The sequence below is a fragment of the Pedobacter montanisoli genome, assembly GCF_022809115.1.
In the GTDB taxonomy this organism is placed as follows: domain Bacteria; phylum Bacteroidota; class Bacteroidia; order Sphingobacteriales; family Sphingobacteriaceae; genus Pedobacter; species Pedobacter montanisoli.
Window position 1 is genome coordinate 1,414,806 of sequence record NZ_JALGBH010000002.1, and the last position, 22,172, is coordinate 1,436,977.

A 22,172-nucleotide genomic window follows, 5' to 3' on the forward strand; every position below is an offset into this window, starting at 1 on the left:
TATGACGCATTCTTTCTCATCTATATTAATGCGAACACCTCTGCAAAGTGTTCAATATGCCTATACTTTTTCTAAACAAGCTCCTACTCTTTTTCATGAAGGGGTTTATCTCGCATCAGAAACCTTATGGAACGAGCTTCAAAGAAAAGAAACCTTGCCTGCTAATAAACAGGAAAAACTACATCTTTCTTTCACAAAATATCATATTCGTAGTTGCTGTAGATGTACACCATACGGAACTTTCGCCGGAAGCAGATTGGTACATATATCTGATCATACCAACATAATTATTAATGACGCAGAAAATCATATCAGAAAAATAAGAATAGATATGAATTATATGACCGAGATCATTAATGCACTAATGAAGCTACCTCCTGTCAGGGATGCAGTTAAAATGTTTCCCAATAATAGCATATATGAAATTGGAGATAGTTATCGGTATGCGCAATATTTTGTCAGAAACAACAATCGGTATTATGAGCTTATATCTCTAGAACAAACAGAATATTTGAAAGCAGTTCTTCATTTTGCAGAACGTGGAGCTACGATAAAAGAGCTATCTGCTTTTTTAATGCAAATTGAAGATGTAAAAGAAGAAGAAGCTACTGAATTTATATTGAGTATGTATGATTCTCAACTGCTATTTTCAGCTTTAGAACCTAATGTTACCGGATTAGAACCGCTAGACAATTTAATCATACATCTTGAAGAACTGAACACAGCCAGTCATATATTAGATCAACTAAAAAGCATACAACAAATAATTAATAAACCAGAAAAGGGAGTTGCATTTTATCAACATATTGAACAAGAACTAGAAAAACTTAACCTTGATATAGCAATTCCTAAAAATACTATTCAAACAGATCTGGTACTTTCCGTTAAGGAAAATTATATAAAAAAAGAGATCATTCAACTCATTGTAGATCAACATTCAGATCTGTACGCATTAGCAAAAGATGCTAAAAATATGGTACTGGAAGATTTCAAGAAAAAATTCTACAATAAATACGAAGGACAAGAGATACCGCTGGATTTGGCCCTTGATGTTGAGCTTGGAATAGGCTATGCAGGTAATGATCAGTCGTCTACCGGCGAAGATACGCTAATTAACGGAATTGCAGCGGTAACAGGTGCTCCAAACACAAATTATCAATTTGATCATATTGAACATTTTATCCATTCAAAATATCACGCTTACCTCAAAAATAAAACTGATGTTATTGAATTAGAAGAGCAGGAACTTTCATCGTTAAAAAAATTTCCCCAATCTATTCATCTTCCCAATAGTTTTTTTCTATTTGGAAGTATCCTAGGAAATATAGATGATCTAAATCCTTCAAGTATCACATTTGATTTGAGTACCTGTTCAGGACCATCAGCAGGAAATCTACTAGCTAGATTTACTCATGGAGATACGGAGATACTTGAGCTTACCAAAGAGATATTAAGAGAAGAAGAAAGTGAAAATAAGGATATTATATATGCAGAAATAGCCCATTTACCTCAGGCACGTGTAGGCAATATACTATTGCGACCTATCTTAAGAAATTATGAAATACCATATGTTGGAAAATCTGGTATAGTATCTGAAAATCAAATACCAATTAGTGACTTAATGGTAAGTCTACAAGGTAACGAGATCATTCTACGAAGCATTAAACATAATAAACGTGTTATTCCACGAATAACAACTGCGCATAATTACTCTAAAATGTCGCTACCAATTTATCGGTTTTTGGGAGATCTGCAATCTCAAAATTTAGCACAAACACGCTTTTGGGATTGGGGAGTGTTAGGCTCATTATCTCATCTGCCACGAGTGGTTTATAAAAATTTAATTATCAAAAAGGCACAATGGAAAATAGATAACAAATCATTGACAGACTTACCAAAAAACACAGAAGATTATTTATCATATTTTAATGAATTTACCAGAAAACTAAAAATACCACAAACAGTTTTATACATAGAATCAGATAACAAATTATTAATAAGCTTTGAACATATAGAAGGAATAAAACTGTTTTTACACTATTTAAAAAAATATGGAACGATAACAATCGAAGAATTTCTTTTCACAAATAACAACTGTATTGTTAAAGATATTCATGGTAAATCTTATACCAATGAATTTATTATTCCCTTACACAGAAAAAGTAAAACAAAAGAAAAAACACTGTATAATAAAACAATTAAAAACACTGTAAAAAGAAAATTTTCGCTTAATAGCGAATGGCTGTACTTTAAAATTTATTGCGGACCTGCAACGGCAGAGAAACTATTAAAGAACGAGATCCTCGCATTTGTGGAACAGGGGTTGAAAGATAATCTCTTTAAAAAGTTCTTTTTTATAAGGTATAGGGATGATCTTTCTCATATAAGGTTACGCTTTTTTAATTCAGATACCAATAAGCAGTTTGAAATTCAAAAAAGGCTAGCTGAAATGCTTCAACCATATTTGAATAGTGATCTTGTAGAAAAGATCATGACAGATACATATGTAAGAGAGATTGAAAGATATGGTGAAAATAATATAGAGGCATCAGAAAGCTTATTTTTTAATGATAGTCTAGCTGTTTTGAGATTTATAAACTTACTTGAGGGAGAAGAGTTTGAAAAATACCGCATGTTATTTGCGCTTAGAGGAATAGACCATTTGTTAAATGATTTTGGGCTTTCTATAGCTGAGAAGAAAAATTTATTGAAAGAAATTGCAAAAACATTTTTGCAAGAATTTGGTGGGAAATCTGTTTTAGAAAAACGTATCAATAACAAATACCGCAATTATCAAAAAGAAATTTTTTCTCATCTCGACATGAAATTTGATATAGAGAATGAGATAGAAGATGCCGTTTTTATTTTTAACCAACGTTCTGAAATGAATAAGCAGGTTGTTAAGTCCATATTTAAAAACATTGATAACAATATTGAAAAACGAGATGACTTATTGAGAAGCTATATACATATGTTTGTCAATCGTTTATTTATAAATAATCAAAGAAAATATGAATTGGTAATTACTCAGTTTTTAGAAAGATATTATAGTTCTCAGTTTGCTATTTCACAAAAAAATAGCATAATCCAAGTTTAAAAGCTTTCTAAATTAGATAGCCATTTACCGATGATATCCAATATTCGAGGATTAATTGTTTCCTCAATTTCATTCGATTCTTCAGAGAGCCCGGTTTTGCCCTGTTGCAACATGTGGTTGATGCCAGGAAGCATATAAAGACTGGATTTTTTGTTATAATTTCTCTTTAGCGAGGCAGCCATTTTAGGTATGTAGATTTTGGCATCAACGTTTAGGTCGAGGTCCCCATTTATAATCAACACTGGGCATTTAATTTTTAACAACCAGTCTTCCTGTTTAATTTGCGCAGCTTTATGAAATTGCTCACTTGAAAGGATATTCACTCGTGTATAAAACCCTTTTGTCATTACCTCTCTTTCAGGAACAGAAATCGTTTGCAATTCTTCATCTGCAATGCGCCTGATTTCCATTTTCCTCTTCTCATACGAAGGTTCGTTGATAGTATAGTAGATAGATCTGGCCATAAAACTACTATCGGCTTTCTGAGCTGCGGCCGAGCGACCAGCGGCTTTGTTCATTAATTTACTTTGATGAGCTACAATATCATGCGGAAAACTCTCTACGGCGCCTGCCAGCATAATGGTGAAATAAGCATTTCTTCCTTCCTGACTAGCGATTTCTACCCCTTGACGAGCTCCGGCACTGTGGCCAATGATACCAATCTTATCTGGATCTATAGATGGGTGCTGCTTCAAAAAATCAAATCCAGCGGCTGCATCTGCCACTAGATCAGCCTCTAAAAGCTCACTCTGTTTCTTAGTCCCAGCGGTTGATTTTCCTGCTCCCCGATCATCGAACCTCAACGTAGCAAATCCCCTTCTTGTTAAGAAATCTGCTAACACCCACATGGTTTTATGATTGTAAAAAGGTTGATCACGGGTTACCTGTCCAGACCCACCAATAATTAACACTGCCGGAAAAGGCCCTTTTCCTTCCGGGATAGTAAGTGAGGCTGCCAAACGAACTGCGGTATCTGTTTTCACTACATATGAAACCTCTATAGATTGATAAGGAAATGGCGGTACGGGAGTTTGCGGTCTTTCCTGTCCACTAACAGTAATAAAATTGGTCAATAAACATATTAGGAAAGCGAAATTATAAAAAAGGGTTCTCATATCAATTGGTGGAATTTAATCAACAGCAAATGTTATTAGTTATATAGTGGTGCTAACATTCTCAAATGTTGTTAATCGCATTGATAAAAACCAAGTTCATAGACAGACAACCGTGATTAGGCTATTAATAGCAAAAAAACAAGATTAAAGACTATAATCAAACACTGCAATCTAACCTTAGTCGAACTTCAATCGTTAACCTAAAAGCTTTGTTTAGCTATCAGATCGAAATAAGTTAAGAAACAAAAAAACAGAATTAGAACTAAAATTAGAACCAATCTCGGCTTGGTACTTAGGTGGAAATCGGGATAATATATGCGATTGTTATAAAAAGTTGGAAGTACTCTGAGCCTACCGAATCTATGGCACCAGCAATGAATTATTTTTGATTTTCAATGATTTCAAATGCCTTTTTTAAAGCTTTGTCGCTCGTAGAATAAAAGTCTGGAATTACACCACAAAAATCTTCTTCATCTACCCCAACATTATAATATAAGGTACTGGAAATTGTAAACCTCAAATTAGAATTAGGTAGATGCGTAGTTACTATATCTCCAAAGCTTTTAATCAATCCCCCTGTTTCTTCCCCTATTATCAGTCCTCTTTTATAGTATTTAAAACATTGAGCAAAATCTGCTGCTGAAGAATAAGTTTGCGAATTTACGAGCAAATATACATTGCCGTTATACCGAAATGAGTTTTCTTTAATCTTATTGCTGTCCACGTAAAAAGTATCAACTGTACCATTTTTTTGATTTAGGAACTCCAATTCCTCCTTATCGGGCTTTTTTGTGCCTATATTCTTTTTTAGTCGAGCCTTATATAGTTGGCTATTTTTAATAACAACCTTGTTGTATTGCTTAAAAGGCTTACTCAAAAGATATTGTAAAAATTCATCTCCAACCTCGGATTCACCTCCACCATTGTCAATCAAGTTTATAATTAAATTATTGATCTTATTATTCTTGATTACTGAAAACGCCGAATCCGCAAATTTCCGGAAACCGTTCCAGTCGAATTTTCTGAAATTAATTATTGCCACATTGTTTACTACCTCAAAATCGAAGTTAGATTTTTCATTATTGCCTTTGGAGGTTTTTAAGTCAATTTTGTTGACTATTTCCGATAACTTTTTCTGTTTAATACCTTCTATTTCAATTAACTTTATTTGACTTCCGAATTTGTATTTAACCTTATAGTTTCCATTGGTTTTATAAAGATTTTCCAAATAAAAACTCAAATTCCTAGCACCAAATTCCGCTCTAAAATCAGGGGTTTCACCTGTATTGAGATTAACTATGTCTTCAACTATGCGCTTAGCTGGCATATTGTTGATGCTAATTATTTCTGAATTGATGGGTATTAGTGACGGCAGGTTTGCTTTAGACATCTTGCAAATAATATATGGAGCCTTAGTGCTAAGGATAAAAACATACGGCAATTCGTATGGGTCTTGTAAATTATAGAGTTCTTTCGGTACGGGCAAATCCGTATGACCATCTTGTAATTTTGCAAGGAGAGGCTCTATTTTCAAATAAAAATCAATCACAGTTAGATGTTTAGTCAATCCTTTTTTTATTAAAGCGACATCCTTAACGAAATTTTCTTTCGAGTACTTATAGTACGGGTTAAGGTGTGTTTCTTCAAGAAACCTAACCAAGGTGTCAACATCATTGGTCATTTGTATAGGCGTTAACACCCGTAACTGTTGCGACTTGGTTGAGAAGGATAACAATACTAATAGTATCAGTACAAAATTTATTTTTATAGTCTTCATTTTAGCATTTTTATTAAGACGACTAAATATGCAATTTGGTTGCATAAAAAATATAGCATAAGGCTATAAGCACTTTATCCCGGCAAAAAAAAACAGTTAGAATACTATTTAACACATTCTACTTGAATTTTATACTATTTCACAGATGCTAAAATTGGACTGCTCAAAAGAACAAGGAAATATGCTGACTAAAATGGAAGCAAGCTAAAGATCCTATCTAAACTATATATGAACGGCTATATTGAAGAAAAACGCTATATCGTTGGTTCGATATATGCCGAATAATGGATAATTTCTGAAAATCTATATCGAACCGCAGTCATCAATGAAGCGACGCTACTCATCTATCAGATTAACAATAAGTTAGGAAACAAAAAAACCGAGATTAGAACTAAAATTAGAACTAATCCCGGCTTGGTACCCAGCGCCGGAGTCGAACCGGCACGGTTTCCCACAGGTGTTTGAGACCAGCGCGTCTACCAATTCCGCCAGCTGGGCATTTGCTTAATAGCGGGATGCAAATCTAAAAAAATGCCCTCTATTACACAAATTTTATTTTATTATTATTCTTTTTATTTTTAGTAAGCTACTGTACAATACCTTATATAACTACGACTTCTTTTTTTAATTGTTTCTCTACATAAAAAGGTACAAAAGGCAATAATGATGCGATAAACAGAAACACAACTTTTGTGAATTTCCATTTTTGTTCTTTCCATGCCATAACTAGGCATGCTACATATAAAACAAAGAGCAAACCATGGATCCAGCCCACATATTTTACGCCCAGGGGCAAATCGGCCCAGTATTTTAAAGGCATTGCTACAAACAACAACAGCAGGTATGAAATTCCTTCTGTTAAGGCTACTTTTCTGAAAATATTTAATGAAGACATACGATAATGAGTTTACCCAAAAGTAGCCATTGTAACTTACTTAAAGGAGTTGAATTGCCTTTTTGACAATCTATCAACCTTACTAAAAATTCATATTATCCAAGTATTTATAAGCCGAACCCGTATTGAGCAATAACACCTTTTCATGAGCTAGCACTTGTTTCTTGCTGATCAGTATTTTAAGCGCTTCGAGTAGCGCTGCTCCTTCAGGTGCTACGAGTAAACCTTCGGCAACTGCTATTTCTTTTAAGCTCTTTGCAATAGCTGTTTCATTTACAGCCAAAGCATAACCATTGGATTCAGACAGTACATCAAGCATCATTTTTTCGGCAAAAGGACGCGGCACCGCTAATCCGTTCGCTATAGTAGCTGTTCCATTATAATTAGTCGAATTAGCTTGTATTCCTTTATAAGTAGCAACCAAAGGCTGGCAGTTTTCTGCCTGAACAGCAATCATCCGGGTGGGCGCATTTTTTATCCAGCCCATTGTCTTCATTTCTTCAAATGCTTTCCAGATACCAATCAATCCGGTACCTCCTCCGGTTGGATATAAGATTACATCGGGCAGCTCCCAATTCAACTGTTCTGCAATCTCGTAACCCAAGGTTTTTTTCCCTTCTAAACGATAGGGTTCTTTCATGGTAGAAATGTCGAAGAAACCCCTCTCTTGTCTAATCTCAGCTACCTTCTTCGCACAATCATTGATCAAACCCTTCACTTCAACCAACTCTGCGCCAAAAGCAATACATTCTTTTTTAAATGCCAATGGTGTATGTTGAGGCATTACAACAATTGCTCCTAAGCCTCCCTTTGCACAATAAGCACTTAAAGCACCGCCCGCATTTCCGGCTGTAGGAATAATACAACCTTCTACGCCTAGTTCTTTTGCTTTTGATACCGCCATGCTCAATCCTCGGGCTTTAAATGATCCGGTAGGATTTAAGGATTCATCCTTTAATAAGAGATTATCGAGACCTAATTTATTTGCCAGAGCAGAAAGTTCTAGTATTGGCGTAAAACCTTCTCCTAAACTTATCCTATTTTTCTTCGCTAATAGGGGCATTACCTGAGCATAACGCCACATAGATCTTTCGTTAGAATCAATTACAGAGTTTGGCATTACTTGAGAAAGCTCAAACGCCACTTCTATAGGCGAATGGCAGACTTTACAAAAAGTATTAAGTTCTTCTTTTGGATAGGGTGAGCCACATGAAGTGCACTTCAAATGATAATTTTTAATTATAGACATTAGCTGAATTCTGAAAGTTTTGTTGATTAACAAGGCTAATTTAGCCCAAAACAAAACTCTAAGCCAATATCATTTTAGCATAAACCATAACTAAAAGTTATAGTTATTTTTAGCAAACCGAATAAAGGCTTTGTTCATGCCGTCATTCTCCTCTCCCAGACGTTGCACGAAATAGAAATGTCTCTGAATAGTTAAATTTTTAATATTAATTTGAACCAAATTTCCCTGTTCCAGTTCTTTGCTTACAGCTTTAAGTGGTAAAAATCCCAAGCTGTCATCTGCCAGTATAAAGTTTTTCAGGGCTTCTGTTCCACCCAGACGCATGCTTACATCCAAATCAGTTATTTTGATTTCGTGTACAGCAAGGGCTTCTATAATTGCTTTTAAAGTTCCTGAACCCCGTTCTCGTAAAGACAGGGGCATTTGCTTCAGTTCTTCTAAACTGTAGTCGCTACGCTGTGCTAAATAACTCTTGCTTGCACATACCGCTACTACTTTTTCGGTCATAAAATACTGACTGTGCACATCAAACATCTTATCTTTACCTTCAATAATAGCCAGGTCTATTTCATGGTTGAGCAAAGCTGCCATTACATTCTCTGAATTTCTGTTCAGGAGGCTCATTTTAACGGCCTTATTCTGCTTTCTAAATGCAGAAAGCACCATCGGTATAACATATAATGCGATGGTGGTGCTGGCACCCAGTTTTAGCTCTCCCCTTAGTAGATGTTCATCATTAATACTTCCGATATCAAATTCTATCTGTTTAGCGAGGGATAAAGCGTCCTGTAAATGTTTCTGCAATATTTTTCCGGCAGGGGTAAGTATAACAACACCTCTCTTACGCTCAAAAAGTGGTGTTTTATAATGCTGTTCTAAGTTATGGATGTGCTTACTTATAGCCGGCTGACTAATAAAGAGCACTTCTCCAGCCCTTGTAAAGTTCAGGTATTTAGCTACTTCAATAAAAACGAGGTGACCAAAGGATAACATTTGGTTAAAATTACCAAAAAATATAATTTAAGATACTTAATTAATGTAATTTCGAGATAAGGGTATACCATCCTTTACCGTCACCCTGAACTTGTTTCAGGGTCTATATCTACAACAAAAGATACTGACTTGAAGCAAAGTTGAAAGTCTCCCATCTCAAATCTAATATCTAGCATCTACTTAGCTAACCGCTCTTCTATTCTCTGCAGGTATTTATTTCTATAGTAAATATCTTTTATTTTTAACAAACTGGCATCTTGCTGATCAGCTGAAACCGATTCAAAACCTCTTGTATAGGTCTCTAGTTCATCGCTTAACCTTTGTTTCATACTTTGCAACTGTGCATTTACTTCTGCCAGTTTTTGTGGATCCGCATCAAATTGCAATTCCATAATGGCTTCATTCAGATCCATCATCTCCATTAGAAAAGATTGTGGTAAAGTATAATGGTCTCCTTCTGCAATAAGATTTTTCAGTTCAAGAATATATTTTAAAGTCTTTTTAGGATCTTTTAATACCTGAAAGGCTTTGTTATTAAGGGTAGATAATTCTAATGCCCCTTCTTGCTCTGCTTCACTTTTATTGATATAGAAATCGGGATGGTACTTTTTGCTTAATGCATAAAATTGTTGTTTTACCATCACCTGATCAGGAAAAAAGCTTAACGGCAATCCATAAAATTCAAAATAATTCATCATAACGAATTTAAATAAGAAAACCAGATATCCGGATAATAGTTAATGAACCCCAACCCGGATATCTGGTCTGAATTTAAAACAATCTACTTCCCGAATAATTTTAAAATATCATTACCAAATGCAAATACCATCAAGCAAAGCAAGATTACAAAACCAACAATCTGTGCTTTTTCCATAAATTTATCACTTAAGGGTTTGCCTTTGATCATTTCAATCAACAAAAACACGACGTGACCTCCATCTAAAGCTGGTATAGGCAATAAGTTCATAAAAGCCAAAGCCATAGAAATCAGCCCTGTTAAGCGCCAGAATTTTTCCCAGTCAAATTCAGAACCATACACTTGGGCAATACCAATCGGACTGCTGATGTTACGGGCACTTACTTTACCTGTAATCATTTTCCAAATACCTTTGGCATTATCTGTTATGGTAGTTATTCCTTTATGTATTCCTATTGAAAACGATTCGCCAAAGCCATATGCAATGTGTTTGCTTGGCAAAGCTAAACGACCTATCATTATACCAATGGTACCATCATTTGCTACTTTTGGTGTTAAAGTAAGCTCTTTACTATCACGTAAAACATTTACCTGAATGGGTTTACCCGCAGATTTTTCTACTTCTCCTGTAAAATCTGTTAAATACTTAACATTTTTTCCATTGATCGTTAAAATACTATCTCCTTCTTTAAAGCCTGCATCAAATGCCGGAATAACTGGTTTTACAGGCTCTTCAGTAATAAACAAACCTCTCAGTTTAGCCAAAAGTCCTTTTTTAACTTTCACATCTTCAGGGCCGTTTACTTTTTTAATTTTTGCGGCCACCATTTTAGGGATCACAAATTCTTCGATACCGTACTTGCTGATACTGTTCAGAACGCTTTCGGGGATAGTTAAATCAATTGCTCTACCTGCTCTTGAGATGGTAAGTTTAGACCCACCAAGTAAAACTTTAGAACTTAAAAGCTCATCGAACTTGATTACTTTCTGACCATTGATAGCTAAAATCCTATCACCGTCTTTTAAACCTATTTCTCTACCTATAATACCCGGATACACACCGTTTACCAATTGATCGTTAGGGATATAATCTTCACCATATTTAAAGGTAACCATCCAAAAAATAAAGATACCTACGATTACGTTTACGATGATACCGCCTAACATGACGATTAAGCGCTGCCAAGCTGGTTTTGCTCTAAACTCCCAAGGTTGCGCAGGTTGTTGCATTTGCTCGGTATCCATAGACTCATCTATCATACCCGATATTTTAACATAACCGCCCAAAGGAAGCCATCCTATGCCGTATTCCGTTTCTCCTACCTTGAAGCTTACTAACTTTACGCCCCAGGCATCAAAAAACAGGTAAAATTTTTCTACTTTAATTCCGAAAGCTCTTGCCGCTAAAAAATGCCCTAATTCGTGTAAAATAACCAGTATCGATAAACCCAGCAAAAGCTGGCCCGCCATGATCAATCCATCCATATTGTAATTTTGTATTTTTCTATTTTAGATTAGTTAATAAATGTTTTGTTACTACCTCGGCCGCAAATATACGTGTCTGCTCATCGGTTTCTAAATAATCCTGTAATGTAGGATGTGCGATAAAAGGAACGTTTTCCATTGCTTCTTCAATTACATCGCTCATTTCTAAAAACCCAATCTGATCTTTTAAAAAAGCATCTACCACTATTTCATTTGCCGCATTGATGATACAAGGCATATTACCTCCTTTTTTCATCGCGTTATAAGCCAGCTCAAGGTTACGAAAAGTTTTTGTATCTGCATGACTAAATGTTAACTCGGGATAGTTTAAGAAATCAAAACGTTTAAAGTTATTTCTTATTCTCTGCGGATAGGCCAATGCATAATGAATAGGCAATTTCATATCAGGTACCCCCATTTGGGCTTTTATAGACCCATCATTAAATTGTACCATTGAGTGGATCACAGATTGCGGATGCACCACCACCTCAATCTGTTCGGGCTGTAAGTTGAAAAGCCATTTGGCCTCTATCACTTCAAGTCCTTTATTCATTAGAGAAGCCGAATCTATGGTAATTTTTGCGCCCATTACCCAGTTAGGATGCTTGAGTGCTTCTTTTTTAGTAACTGAACTTAGAAAAGTCCTGTCTTTACCTCTAAAGGGACCTCCAGATGCAGTAAGTATGATTTTTTCAACCGGATTATTCTTTTCGCCCACAAGGCACTGAAAAATAGCAGAATGTTCTGAATCTACTGGAATAATTTCTACTCCATTTTGCTGGGCCAGTTCCATCACTAATTCGCCCGCTACCACTAAGGTTTCTTTATTGGCCAAACCAATATCTTTTTTAGCCTTAATTGCCGCAATGGTTGGTTTAAGTCCTACCGAGCCAACAAGAGCAGTAATTACGAAATGGGTTTCGGGCAGGGTTACTGCTTCTATTAAAGCTTCTTCACCACACAAAACTTTTATGCTCGGTAATGCTGTTTTAACTTTGGTGTAATGCACTTCATTGCCGATTACCACTAAATCGGGATTAAATTCCAAAGCCTGTTGTATCAAAAGGTCGGCACTATTCTGCGCGGTTAAGGCATTAACTTTATATAAGCCCGGGTTTTCCCGTACCACTTCTAAAGTTTGTGTACCTATTGAACCTGTTGAACCTAAGATTGAAATATTTTTCAAATTGATATGGTTGTTATATTAATTGTCTATGGTTGAATTGTTTTATTGCTGAATTGTCTTATTGTTTTAACTAAACTTTCAACTTTTCGTTTGTAAACTTAATCAATGAATATACTTCCTTTGGCAAAGCACTTAAAGTATCAAAAATTTTAATATAATCTTCTTCATTGATCAGTTTTCTAACCTTAGCTTTTTCGTTCCAGTCTAAACATTCTTTTATCGAGCCAAGGCTATAGTAATAAAACTTAATCTTATCTTTTTTATGATAACGTCCAAAACCTTCTGCAATGTTGGCAGAGATAGAATCCACTGCATTTACAAATTGTTGTCCAATCGAATATTTAGAGAAATTGTCCCATGAAGAAATCAAATTCCAAATAAGATTACTTAAGTGAAAAGCATTTGTATAAGCTTTAATCTGATTTAATTGTAGGTAATTTTTATCCATAACAATGGAACAATAAAACAATTTTGCATTAAATTCTTACATTATATACTGAACTAACTCTTCTGCTATCTTTCTGTCGTTACTTAAACGTGGCACTTTATTCTGTCCACCGAGCTTACCCTGAGATCTCATATAATTTACAAAGGAATCTCTTTGTAAAGACCTGATGATTAAAGGTTGCAATACATTACCTTCTATCAAGTCATAATAATAGATATTTTTTTGCTGTAAGGCCTGATCTACTTTTTTAGAAAAGGATTTTAAATCTACAGGTTCTTTAGCAAATTCTATGAACCATTCGTGATAAGGCAGCTCTCCTTCAGCCGGATTTACCTGAGGGGCTACTGTAAACTCTGTAATCTCTACATTTTCATCATTTGCTACTGATAGCAAGGCCTGCTCTACTTCCTCACCTATTACATGCTCGCCAAAAGCCGAAATAAAATGTTTGATACGCCCAGTTACGATAATTTTATAGGGATTTAGAGAAACAAATTTAACGGTATCTCCAATGCTATATCCCCACAAACCAGCATTTGTATTCAGAATTAAAGCATAATTTTTATCCAATTCTACCTCACCAAGACTTAAACGTGTTGGGTTTTCATTGTAATATTCATCAGCCGGTATAAACTCATAAAACATACCCGAATTGGCCAATAACAACAAACCCTGTGATTGCTGGCTATCTTGGTAGGCAATAAATCCTTCTGATGCCGGGTAAGTTTCTATAGAATCTATTTTTTTACCTATGCTAGCTTCTATTTTTGCTCTGTAAGGTTCATAATTTACGCCGCCATAAACAAACAGGCTAAAATTCTTGAAAATATCTTTGATCTTTTTGCCCGAAGATTGCTGGCTCAATCTATCAAAATACATTTGTACCCAAGGTGGTATGCCGGAAATCAAGGTCATATCTTGATTGATCGTTTCCTCTACAATGGCATCTACTTTTTGTTCCCAGTCTTCTATGCAATTGGTTTTATAACTTGGTAAGCGATTTTTTTGGAGATATGCAGGTACCAAATGCGCAACGATACCCGATAAACGGCCTGTTTTTATCCCGTTTTTAATGCTAAGCACCGGACTTCCCTGTAAAAAGATCATTTTGCCGTTCACAAAATCTGCTTTACCGGTTTCGTGCACATAAGTTAACAACGCATTTCTTGCGGCCTTAATATGCTCGAGCATAGATTCTTTAGAAATCGGAATGTACTTTACGCCTGATGTAGTACCTGAGGTTTTTGCAAAATACTGGGGTTTACCTTTCCAAAGCACATCTTCTTCGCCACCAACAACTCTGTCTATATAAGTTTTTAGGCCTTCATAATCTCTTATTGGAACCTGAGCTTTAAAATCCTGGTAATTATTTATGGAAGTAAATTGATGATCTTTGCCGAAAGCTGTATGTCGTGCATTTTTAACCAACCGCACCAAGGTTTGTTCCTGTGCTGCAACAGCATTGTATTTCCACTTACTGATCTGTTTTACTACCCACGCTGCAAAGGGCTTACTTAATGCTGATTTTAATCCCATACACAATTCTCCTGAGTAACCTCGTTAAATTATCAATTATACGATATTATGGATAATATCCGGATGTTCGTCCCCTTTATATTCGCTCATGATCTTGCGGTAAGCTACTGCAAAAAACGCTGTGGTAAATGGTACAATAACAAATGAACTGAAAACAACTACAATTAGGGATATATATTGATTGATATTGTAATCAAATATCCAGTTGATGAGTTCAAAGCCCATTCTTATCACCGCATAAAAAAATGCAAATACTACAGCTTGTACAGCAACAAGTCCTGCAAAAATCATTAAGAGCTTTACAAAATTTCCTTTGGTTGTAGCCAAACTTAGCTTAATAGATTCAAAAGGTGGACTTTGCTTATCAATAATAAAAAACGGATAAAAGATAATACGGATAAAAATGATGAATACTGATAAAATGGCTATACCTACGGCTACATTTACAATCACATCGCCTACGGCCTTTAAATTGGAAATCAAATCCTGATGGTAAAGAAATTTAATTACCCAGTCTATGATAAAAAGTACAGGCATTAAAAGCACAACGATAAAAAATATACTTAGTCCAAAATACAAAGTGCCTGCTAAGAATTTAATCACTTCTTTTCGGGTAGGTAAAGTATCTACAATCTGTATTTCTTCATTTTCTGTATGGTCTAAAAGTCTTAGAATGTATTTAATAAGGCAAAGCTCTATTACACAATAACAAAGGATAAAGATCAGGAGCATTACCGCTCTGATACCCACATGTAGTTCTTCAAGGAAAAACGCCATTAATGTAGATGTTGATGCCGTTATAAAAACCAGAAAGCACAGGGTAGCTATGGAAAAATAGTTATCACGTGTAACCTTCCAGGCTTGCATAACCACATCTTTAACCGCGAAAGTACTTTCTTTAAGATAGTTTATCATGACATTTTAAATATAACTCTTTTTACAAGGTCTTGCATAAAACCTAAACCATAGGCTGTAAGCTGTATAAACGATGCAATAACACTCAAAAATGCAATTTTTATTGATTTATTAACCTGCCAGGCATGAAAAAATATCAACAAAAAATAAAGCAGCACAAAAAAATTGCATATGTATGCCAAAGGTGGACAAAACAGATTACAAACTATAGTGAACAACAAACCTAAAGTAAAAACGGCCGGAAAAAAGTGAACCAGTTTTAATTCTGAAGGGAAATGTTTATAAATATTGATCCGTGCTCTTCCAAAGAAATGCAATTGTTTATAAAACTGCTTAAAGCTTGTACGGCGTTTATGGTAAACTTTTGCCTCTGGGATCAGGCCAATTTTAAATCCGTTTTCATGTATGCGGATGCTGTATTCAATATCCTCTCCTAAACGGGTAAGGATAAATCCACCTACTTTTTCATAAACCTCTCTTGATATTCCCATATTAAAGCTACGTGGATGAAACTGTCCGATGTGTTTTTTATTTCCGCGTATGCCTCCGGTGGTAAAAGGAGAGGTCATGGCATAGCTGATAGCCTTTTGTATGGGTGTAAAACTCTCATGAGCGGCATCGGGTCCACCAAAAGCATCGAGCTTATGCTCATAAAGGTAATTCTTTACAATTTCAAGGTAGTTTGAAGGCACTAAAATATCTGAATCGAAAATGATAAAATAATCGCCTTGAGCACGTTCAAAACCAAAATTACGTGAAAAACCCTGTCCTGAATTTTCTTTATAAAAGTATTTTATATCAAGCTTATCGTTGTAAGCAGCTACAATATTTTTTGCATCATTAACTGAACCATCTTCTATAACCAGCACTTCAAATTGCGTATAGGTCTGTTTACATAAGGTTGTCAACAGCTCATTAATTTCCTGCGGACGGTTGTATAAAGGTATAATGATGGAAAAAAACATATCTTGAAATGAAAGCCGAAAGACGACGAACCAAAGCTCTTTTAGCTTTAGTCGCTAAACTCAATTAATTTCTTTTTCTATTAAATATTGATTACGCTCAGGAGCGCTACGTGTTACCAGTTCGGCCACAAAACCTGTTAAAAACATTTGCGATCCCACAACAATAGCTACAAGTGCAATATAAAACAGTGGTTGATCGGTAATCTCTCTTTTATAGGGGATGTGCATGGCGATATGATAGAGTTTTACCCCGATCATCCACAAGGCCATAATGGTACCCAATAAAAAGCTTAGCACCCCTAAAGAGCCAAAAAAGTGCATCGGACGTTTGCCAAATTTACCTACAAAAAAGATAGAAAGCAGATCTAAAAAGCCATTTACAAAACGGCTTAAGCCAAATTTGGTAACACCGTATTTGCGGGCTCTATGCTCTACTACCTGCTCGCCTATTTTGCTAAATCCTGCCCATTTTGCAATTACCGGAATATATCTGTGCATTTCACCGTAAACCTCTATGGTTTTTACCACATCGTTACGGTATGCTTTTAAACCACAATTAAAATCATTGAGTTTTATACCGCTCATTTTACGGGTTGCGGCATTGAATAATTTGGTAGGAATGGTTTTGGTAATAGGATCATAGCGTTTCTTTTTCCAGCCCGAAATCAGGTCGTATTTTTCTTCCCTGACCCTTCTGTATAACTCTGGTATCTCATCAGGACTATCCTGCAAATCTGCATCCATAGTGATAACCACATCGCCTTTTGTAGCTGCAAAGCCTACGTTTAAAGCCGCTGATTTACCATAATTTCGCCTGAACTTAATTGCTCGCACGGTTGAATATTCTTCTTTAAGCTGGTTAATTACCTGCCATGAATCATCTGTACTGCCATCATCAACAAATATAGCCTCGTAACTAAAGTTATTTGCAATCATTACGGTATTAATCCAGGCCATTAATTCGGGCAATGATTCTTCTTCATTAAATAAAGGAATTACGACTGATATATCCATTTATGTTGATTAACGTTAAGGTATTCAAAAAACAACGTGCAAATTTCATCAAATAAATTGATAAAATCTGCACGTTGTTTAATTTCTATTTGTAATTTTTATTGTTCTGAGGGTTGTTCGTTAATTACATTGGCAAAGGGGTTAGGATCGCTTTTCTTAAATATCAAGGCGAAAATCAAAGCGCCTATAAAGTACATTACTGCCGAAATACCGAAACCTACTATTGCCTGGCCAAAGCTTGGAGAGAACTGTTTATCTAAGCTCTTTTCAGTGCTTTCCAATGCTTTTGCAGTGTCTTCATCACTTAAGCCTAATGATTTCATGGTACTTTCACTTTTAGACAATACCATCTCTTTCATAGTTGTTGGATAAGAAGGATCTATGTATTTACCGAAAGCGATGTTGAAAATATACATGATAGCCATAGAAAGAAGAAAGGTTACAAAAATCGGTCCTAATGCCTGGCTAAAAGTCCAGTAACCTCCAGCTTTTTTCCTCATGTCTAAACAGAAGAAAATAGCTAAGGCTATACCGATCAACATAGTTAAGATACCATAAGTATATGAACCCATTATAGATGGCATGACATACCAGCTAATTAAAAAAATAACGATATTAATAATGCCCCAAATTAATCCATTTTTGAGCGCCTCGCTTTTTAGGTTTACACCCGGTTGATTGTTTACCATAGCAATTTAAATTATTTAGTTTTGTTAAATTTAGCAATTAAACTGTAAACAGCCGCATCAAAGGCCTTATTATTGCTAAATTTAATCAGATCTTTAACAATCTGTTCTCCTCCATTAGGTTGATGAAAGAAAGCCATAAATGGAACAAAAAGCGCTTCCATTTCTTCTCCAAGATTTAAGATTTTAGCATTCAGACAAATATCTTCAACACTACTTTCGGCCAATTGCTGGTTGCTGATGATGTCCTCATAAATATGAAATTCATCCTGAAATTCATCTTCTTCTACCAATAAGAACTCCTTTAAAAAGTCTTCGAGCCCTGGTTTCAATTGCTCATCATTGCACTCATTGATATACAGCAACAGGTTAAGTAGCTCTGTGCCTCTATCTATGGTTTCTTCCTCTATGCCTTCCCATTCCTTAGAATCGAGATAGTCAGCTTCAAGTCTGTTTACATCACTGGTAAAGAAATTGATCATCAACAGATCAAACAACACCTCTCTTAATTCGTCAAATTTCGGATTATCATCTACCACAGCATCAAAAGCTTCTACTTTATCCATAAAATTGGCTTCCATGGCAAAAACAGGTAAAAGCCCATCTATAAATGACTGACCTTCGGCACCTTCTATTGCTGCATATTGATTAATAGCCTCTTCTAAGGCTTTTTTTACATTACTATTCATAAGATTGATATTGACTGTTGTTATACACTAACTGAACTTTACCTGTAAGCTCTTTATTTAACAATGGAGAGTTTGCAGATTTTGAATAATTATTTTGTGAGGTATATTGCCATTTCTGCTCAGGGTTATACACCACGAAATTCGCTTTTGACCCCACTTTGATTACCGGAGTTTCTAGTTTTAAAAGCTTACGTGGGTTAAGCGCCATTTTCTGTACGATTAACTCGGGAGAAAGGCCTGCCTGTAACAATAATGGCAATGCGGTTTGCAAAGCTATGATGCCATAAGCAGCAATCTCAAACTCTACATCTTTGAATTCGATTTCATGCGGGCGGTGCTGGGTTGATATGGCATCTATTGTTCCATCTTTTAAACCTGCAAGCAAAGCTTTTACATCTGCTTTACTACGCAAAGGAGGTTTTACTTTATAATTACTATCAAAACCACTCAAAAGATCATCGGTAAAAATCAATTGATGTGCCGCTACATCGCAGGTTACTTTTATACCATCTTTTTTAGCTTTTTTTATCATAGTAACCGCTCCGGCAGTTGAAATATTACTGATGTGCACAGGCGCACCATGGTATTGCGCAAGAAATAAATCTCTTGATATCTGCATTTCTTCTGCCAAAGCAGGAATGCCTTTCATGCCTAGTAAAATGGTATTTTCACTTTCGTTTACATGTGCCTTAGTTGAAATGGCTTTGTTTTCAGGAAATGTAATCAGCAATCCATCAAATCCTAAGGCATATTGTAAAGCCCTACTCATAAAACCATCATCGGTAAGGGTTTTATTACCTTCTGAAAAAGCTACCGCTCCGGCTGTTTTCATATCGTACATCTCGGCAAGTTCTTTTCCTTCCAGATTTTGGCTAATGGCGCCTAAAGGATAAATATCTACCAGATTTCCTTTAGCTTTATTTAATAAATATTCTACCTCGCTTTTGCTATGGATTACCGGTTTTGTCGAAGGTTGCACAGCTACAGCAGTAAAACCTCCGGCTTTTGCCGCAGCAGTTCCGGTCTTCAGGTCTTCTTTGGTTTCAAATCCAGGATCGCCAATCATACAGTTCAGGTCCATAAATCCCGGCGATAAGATGGATCCGGCAGCTTCAAATACCTGCTCATTTTTATTTGCGGTTAAATGTTCTGCTATAGCCGTGATACTTCCTTTTTCAATTCTGATATCGCAAGTTTTGCTGTTAAACTCGCTCTTCGGATCTGCAATTTTAATGCTCTTAACTAAGAGGTTCATGAATGTGTATGTTTTTGAATTTTATAAAATCTAATCAGTAAAATCTCCGTTAAAATAGAAACCAGGCACAAAATTAGGCAAAGTTTCCATAACTCTGTTCCATTATTTTTGATGTCAACAGCCGATTGAATGCTCTTGTTGCTGGTATCTGTAAAACGAATGTGCTGCTTTCCGAAAAGTTTCTCCAGATCATCCTGAGTAGAAAACTTCATCAACGATTCAGAACGATCGTCATTGAAAGCAACAATTGCCAAAGTTGAATCGGCTTTTTTCACTTCATAAAAACCTGCTTTTTTAATCTGATCGTCTATATACAACAAGGTCTTATTGGCATTTTGTTTAACTTCAGGTATAACCTCAAAATCGTCGTTAATTATTTTTAAGGTTTGATTTTTGCCTAAAGTGGTTTGTGCTGTTTCTATAGCGTGGTCTTTACCCACTGTATAAAACAAAGGAAGATCTTTTACGCTAGCAAATGTAATCTTGTACATTACAGGAATAAACAAGGGATGTCTTGCAAAATTGCTTTCCGTCTCATTTAAACCCGACGACAAGAGATAAACACTACCTATACCTTTTGAAAATTTAGCCAGAAAGAAATTACCTAAGGGCAATTGCATTAAATTTTCCTGGTATTGTCCCTGCGTTTTTGCATAGCTAAAATATTGATGAACCTGTGGTAAATCCATTTTTTCGGGTAACTGCTCAAATACATCTTTAAATAAAGGGTGCTTAAGCTCTACCTGATTAACTTTAATATCTGCCTTATTAACCTGAACAACCGTTGGAAGATTCAATGTTTTTAGAAATTCATTATAAACTTCTTTACTTGCACTAACATCAGGAAAAATAACAACAGAACCACCATTATTAATATAATTCTTTAATTCATTAGCCAAACCTGTTGAGGGATTTTGAAGTGCATTTAAAACCACCAGGCTAAATTTTGATATAGCCGTATAATTGATGTTATTTTCGGGTACCCGGGTTAAGTTAAAATATGGATCTGCCCCATATAAAGCATCTACATATTTAGACAATTCCTGCTTGCCATTAATAACCAAAACCGACTGGTTCTGGTTTACGTTAAAGGTAAAATTAAGGTTATCATCAAAAGTTAACGGAAAATCTTTAATGCTGACCACTGCTTTTTGCCAACCTGTGCTCAGTCCATTAAATGATAAGGTATCGTATTTGCTTTGTCCGGCTTTTACCGTAACATTAGCTACTGCTTTTTGCTGATTATTGATGAGCAATTTAAGTGGGATGTTCTGCGCATCCTCCTCGCTGTAATTGCGTACTTTTACCACTATCTTTTCTGAAGTACCCGGTAAATGAACCGGAGAAAGAAAGCTCACACTGTCAACCGCTATATTGGGCAGCGCATTTGCATTCAGTTTAATTAAAGATATCTGATTGTTCTCTTCTTTCTTGATTTGTTCTTTTCCTGCAAAACTTTCCTGAAAATCTGAAATGACATAAGAGATATAGCTCCCTTCTCCGGTAAAAACAGCCTGTTGCCTGTTAATTATCTGTTGCAGTTCACGGTGTATAGGCGAAACTTTAATTTCGTCTATGGCCGACAAGATTTCTTCTTTATTCAGCAGGCGTTGATGCTTACCCTCAAAATCATTGGTTAGCAGTTGGAATTTATCATTTAACGCATAAGAACTTACTATTTTTTTGGCTGTTCTTTTCGCTTCGTCCAATAAACTTCCTTCCTTATTTACAGCATCCATGCTGTAAGAGTTATCTACAAATACACTGATTACTTTTCTTACATCAAGGTCTGTCTGGGTATTGTTCGTAAAATAAGGACGGGCAAAAGCCAGCACCAGAAATACAATGGCTAATATCCTGCAAAGTAAAATCAGTAAGTTTTTAAGGTTTTGACGGGAAGAATTCTGCTCTTTCACCTCTTTCAAAAAGGCTACATTACTGAAGTAAACTTTTTTATATTTTCTGAAATTGAATAGGTGAATGACAATAGGAATGGCTATAGCCAGCAATGCAAACAAAAAACCCGGATAAAGGAAATTCATTAAAAACCAAAGTTAGGAATTTTATACAATTTACCTAACGTAGCCTGCTGTAAAAAAGTTTTTCTATAGAATATAGCGTAAAAGGTGTTAAAACAAATTCAGCATAACTATTGTTTCTCTCCCAACCG

18 protein-coding genes and 1 tRNA gene are annotated in these 22,172 nt (G+C 35.6%); 1 reads left to right on the forward strand and 18 read right to left on the reverse strand.

Going from position 1 to position 22,172, the window contains the following annotated elements; all coding sequences use genetic code 11:
• Position 1 precedes the first annotated feature (1 nt).
• Entirely contained in the window at positions 2 to 3,097 is a 3,096-nt protein-coding gene (locus MMF97_RS13945) for a lantibiotic dehydratase (RefSeq protein WP_243363134.1), read from the forward strand.
• Here MMF97_RS13945 and MMF97_RS13950 read toward each other — a convergent pair.
• The 18 genes from MMF97_RS13950 to MMF97_RS14035 form a co-directional block, all read right to left on the reverse strand.
• On the reverse strand, positions 3,094 to 4,212 hold the full coding sequence (locus MMF97_RS13950; RefSeq protein ID WP_243363135.1) for an alpha/beta hydrolase family protein: 1,119 nt from the start codon (positions 4,210 to 4,212) through the stop codon (positions 3,094 to 3,096). The two genes, MMF97_RS13945 and MMF97_RS13950, sit on opposite strands and share 4 nt — an antisense overlap.
• A gap of 379 nt (positions 4,213 to 4,591) precedes the next feature.
• The gene (locus MMF97_RS13955) at positions 4,592 to 5,989 is read right to left on the reverse strand and encodes a S41 family peptidase (protein ID WP_243363136.1); all 1,398 of its coding nucleotides are present in this window, start codon (positions 5,987 to 5,989) and stop codon (positions 4,592 to 4,594) included.
• A 415-nt stretch (positions 5,990 to 6,404) separates the two neighbouring features.
• Positions 6,405 to 6,487 (reverse strand) — tRNA-Leu (locus tag MMF97_RS13960).
• Positions 6,488 to 6,590: 103 nt separating this feature from the next.
• A complete protein-coding gene (locus tag MMF97_RS13965) occupies positions 6,591 to 6,884 on the reverse strand; it encodes a DUF3817 domain-containing protein (protein WP_243363137.1) in 294 nt (97 codons plus the stop codon).
• A gap of 82 nt (positions 6,885 to 6,966) precedes the next feature.
• Positions 6,967 to 8,133, reverse strand: coding sequence for a threonine synthase (locus MMF97_RS13970; protein WP_243363138.1), 1,167 nt, complete (start codon positions 8,131 to 8,133; stop codon positions 6,967 to 6,969).
• 90 nt (positions 8,134 to 8,223) lie between these two features.
• Positions 8,224 to 9,126 carry a LysR family transcriptional regulator gene (locus MMF97_RS13975; protein ID WP_243363139.1) on the reverse strand — a complete coding sequence of 301 codons (903 nt, stop codon included), beginning with the start codon at positions 9,124 to 9,126 and terminating at the stop codon, positions 8,224 to 8,226.
• 176 nt (positions 9,127 to 9,302) lie between these two features.
• On the reverse strand, positions 9,303 to 9,824 hold the full coding sequence (gene hscB / locus MMF97_RS13980) for a Fe-S protein assembly co-chaperone HscB (protein ID WP_243363141.1): 522 nt from the start codon (positions 9,822 to 9,824) through the stop codon (positions 9,303 to 9,305).
• A gap of 83 nt (positions 9,825 to 9,907) precedes the next feature.
• Positions 9,908 to 11,308, reverse strand: coding sequence for an RIP metalloprotease RseP (gene rseP / locus MMF97_RS13985; RefSeq protein ID WP_243363142.1), 1,401 nt, complete (start codon positions 11,306 to 11,308; stop codon positions 9,908 to 9,910).
• A 19-nt stretch (positions 11,309 to 11,327) separates the two neighbouring features.
• Positions 11,328 to 12,494 carry a 1-deoxy-D-xylulose-5-phosphate reductoisomerase gene (locus tag MMF97_RS13990; protein ID WP_243363143.1) on the reverse strand — a complete coding sequence of 389 codons (1,167 nt, stop codon included), beginning with the start codon at positions 12,492 to 12,494 and terminating at the stop codon, positions 11,328 to 11,330.
• 70 nt (positions 12,495 to 12,564) lie between these two features.
• Positions 12,565 to 12,942: a four helix bundle protein gene (locus MMF97_RS13995; protein ID WP_243363144.1), complete on the reverse strand. Its 378-nt coding sequence runs from the start codon at positions 12,940 to 12,942 to the stop codon at positions 12,565 to 12,567.
• Between the two features lie 36 nt (positions 12,943 to 12,978).
• On the reverse strand, positions 12,979 to 14,478 hold the full coding sequence (locus MMF97_RS14000; protein WP_243363145.1) for a GH3 auxin-responsive promoter family protein: 1,500 nt from the start codon (positions 14,476 to 14,478) through the stop codon (positions 12,979 to 12,981).
• A gap of 36 nt (positions 14,479 to 14,514) precedes the next feature.
• Positions 14,515 to 15,393 (reverse strand): hypothetical protein, encoded by an 879-nt coding sequence (locus MMF97_RS14005; RefSeq protein ID WP_243363146.1) that lies wholly within the window; start codon positions 15,391 to 15,393, stop codon positions 14,515 to 14,517.
• Positions 15,390 to 16,358: a glycosyltransferase gene (locus MMF97_RS14010; RefSeq protein ID WP_243363147.1), complete on the reverse strand. Its 969-nt coding sequence runs from the start codon at positions 16,356 to 16,358 to the stop codon at positions 15,390 to 15,392. The genes MMF97_RS14005 and MMF97_RS14010 overlap by 4 nt, the downstream gene beginning before the upstream one ends.
• A 60-nt stretch (positions 16,359 to 16,418) precedes the next feature.
• Complete coding sequence (locus MMF97_RS14015; protein ID WP_243363148.1) at positions 16,419 to 17,372, reverse strand: glycosyltransferase family 2 protein; 954 nt, start codon at positions 17,370 to 17,372, stop codon at positions 16,419 to 16,421.
• A gap of 98 nt (positions 17,373 to 17,470) precedes the next feature.
• Positions 17,471 to 18,061 (reverse strand): DUF4199 domain-containing protein, encoded by a 591-nt coding sequence (locus MMF97_RS14020; RefSeq protein ID WP_243363149.1) that lies wholly within the window; start codon positions 18,059 to 18,061, stop codon positions 17,471 to 17,473.
• Between the two features lie 11 nt (positions 18,062 to 18,072).
• Entirely contained in the window at positions 18,073 to 18,747 is a 675-nt protein-coding gene (locus tag MMF97_RS14025) for a hypothetical protein (RefSeq protein WP_243363150.1), read from the reverse strand.
• Entirely contained in the window at positions 18,740 to 20,002 is a 1,263-nt protein-coding gene (locus tag MMF97_RS14030; protein WP_243363152.1) for a dihydroorotase, read from the reverse strand. Before MMF97_RS14030 ends, MMF97_RS14025 begins: the two co-directional genes overlap by 8 nt.
• Entirely contained in the window at positions 19,999 to 22,044 is a 2,046-nt protein-coding gene (locus tag MMF97_RS14035; RefSeq protein ID WP_243363154.1) for a BatA domain-containing protein, read from the reverse strand. Before MMF97_RS14035 ends, MMF97_RS14030 begins: the two co-directional genes overlap by 4 nt.
• Positions 22,045 to 22,172 lie beyond the last annotated feature (128 nt).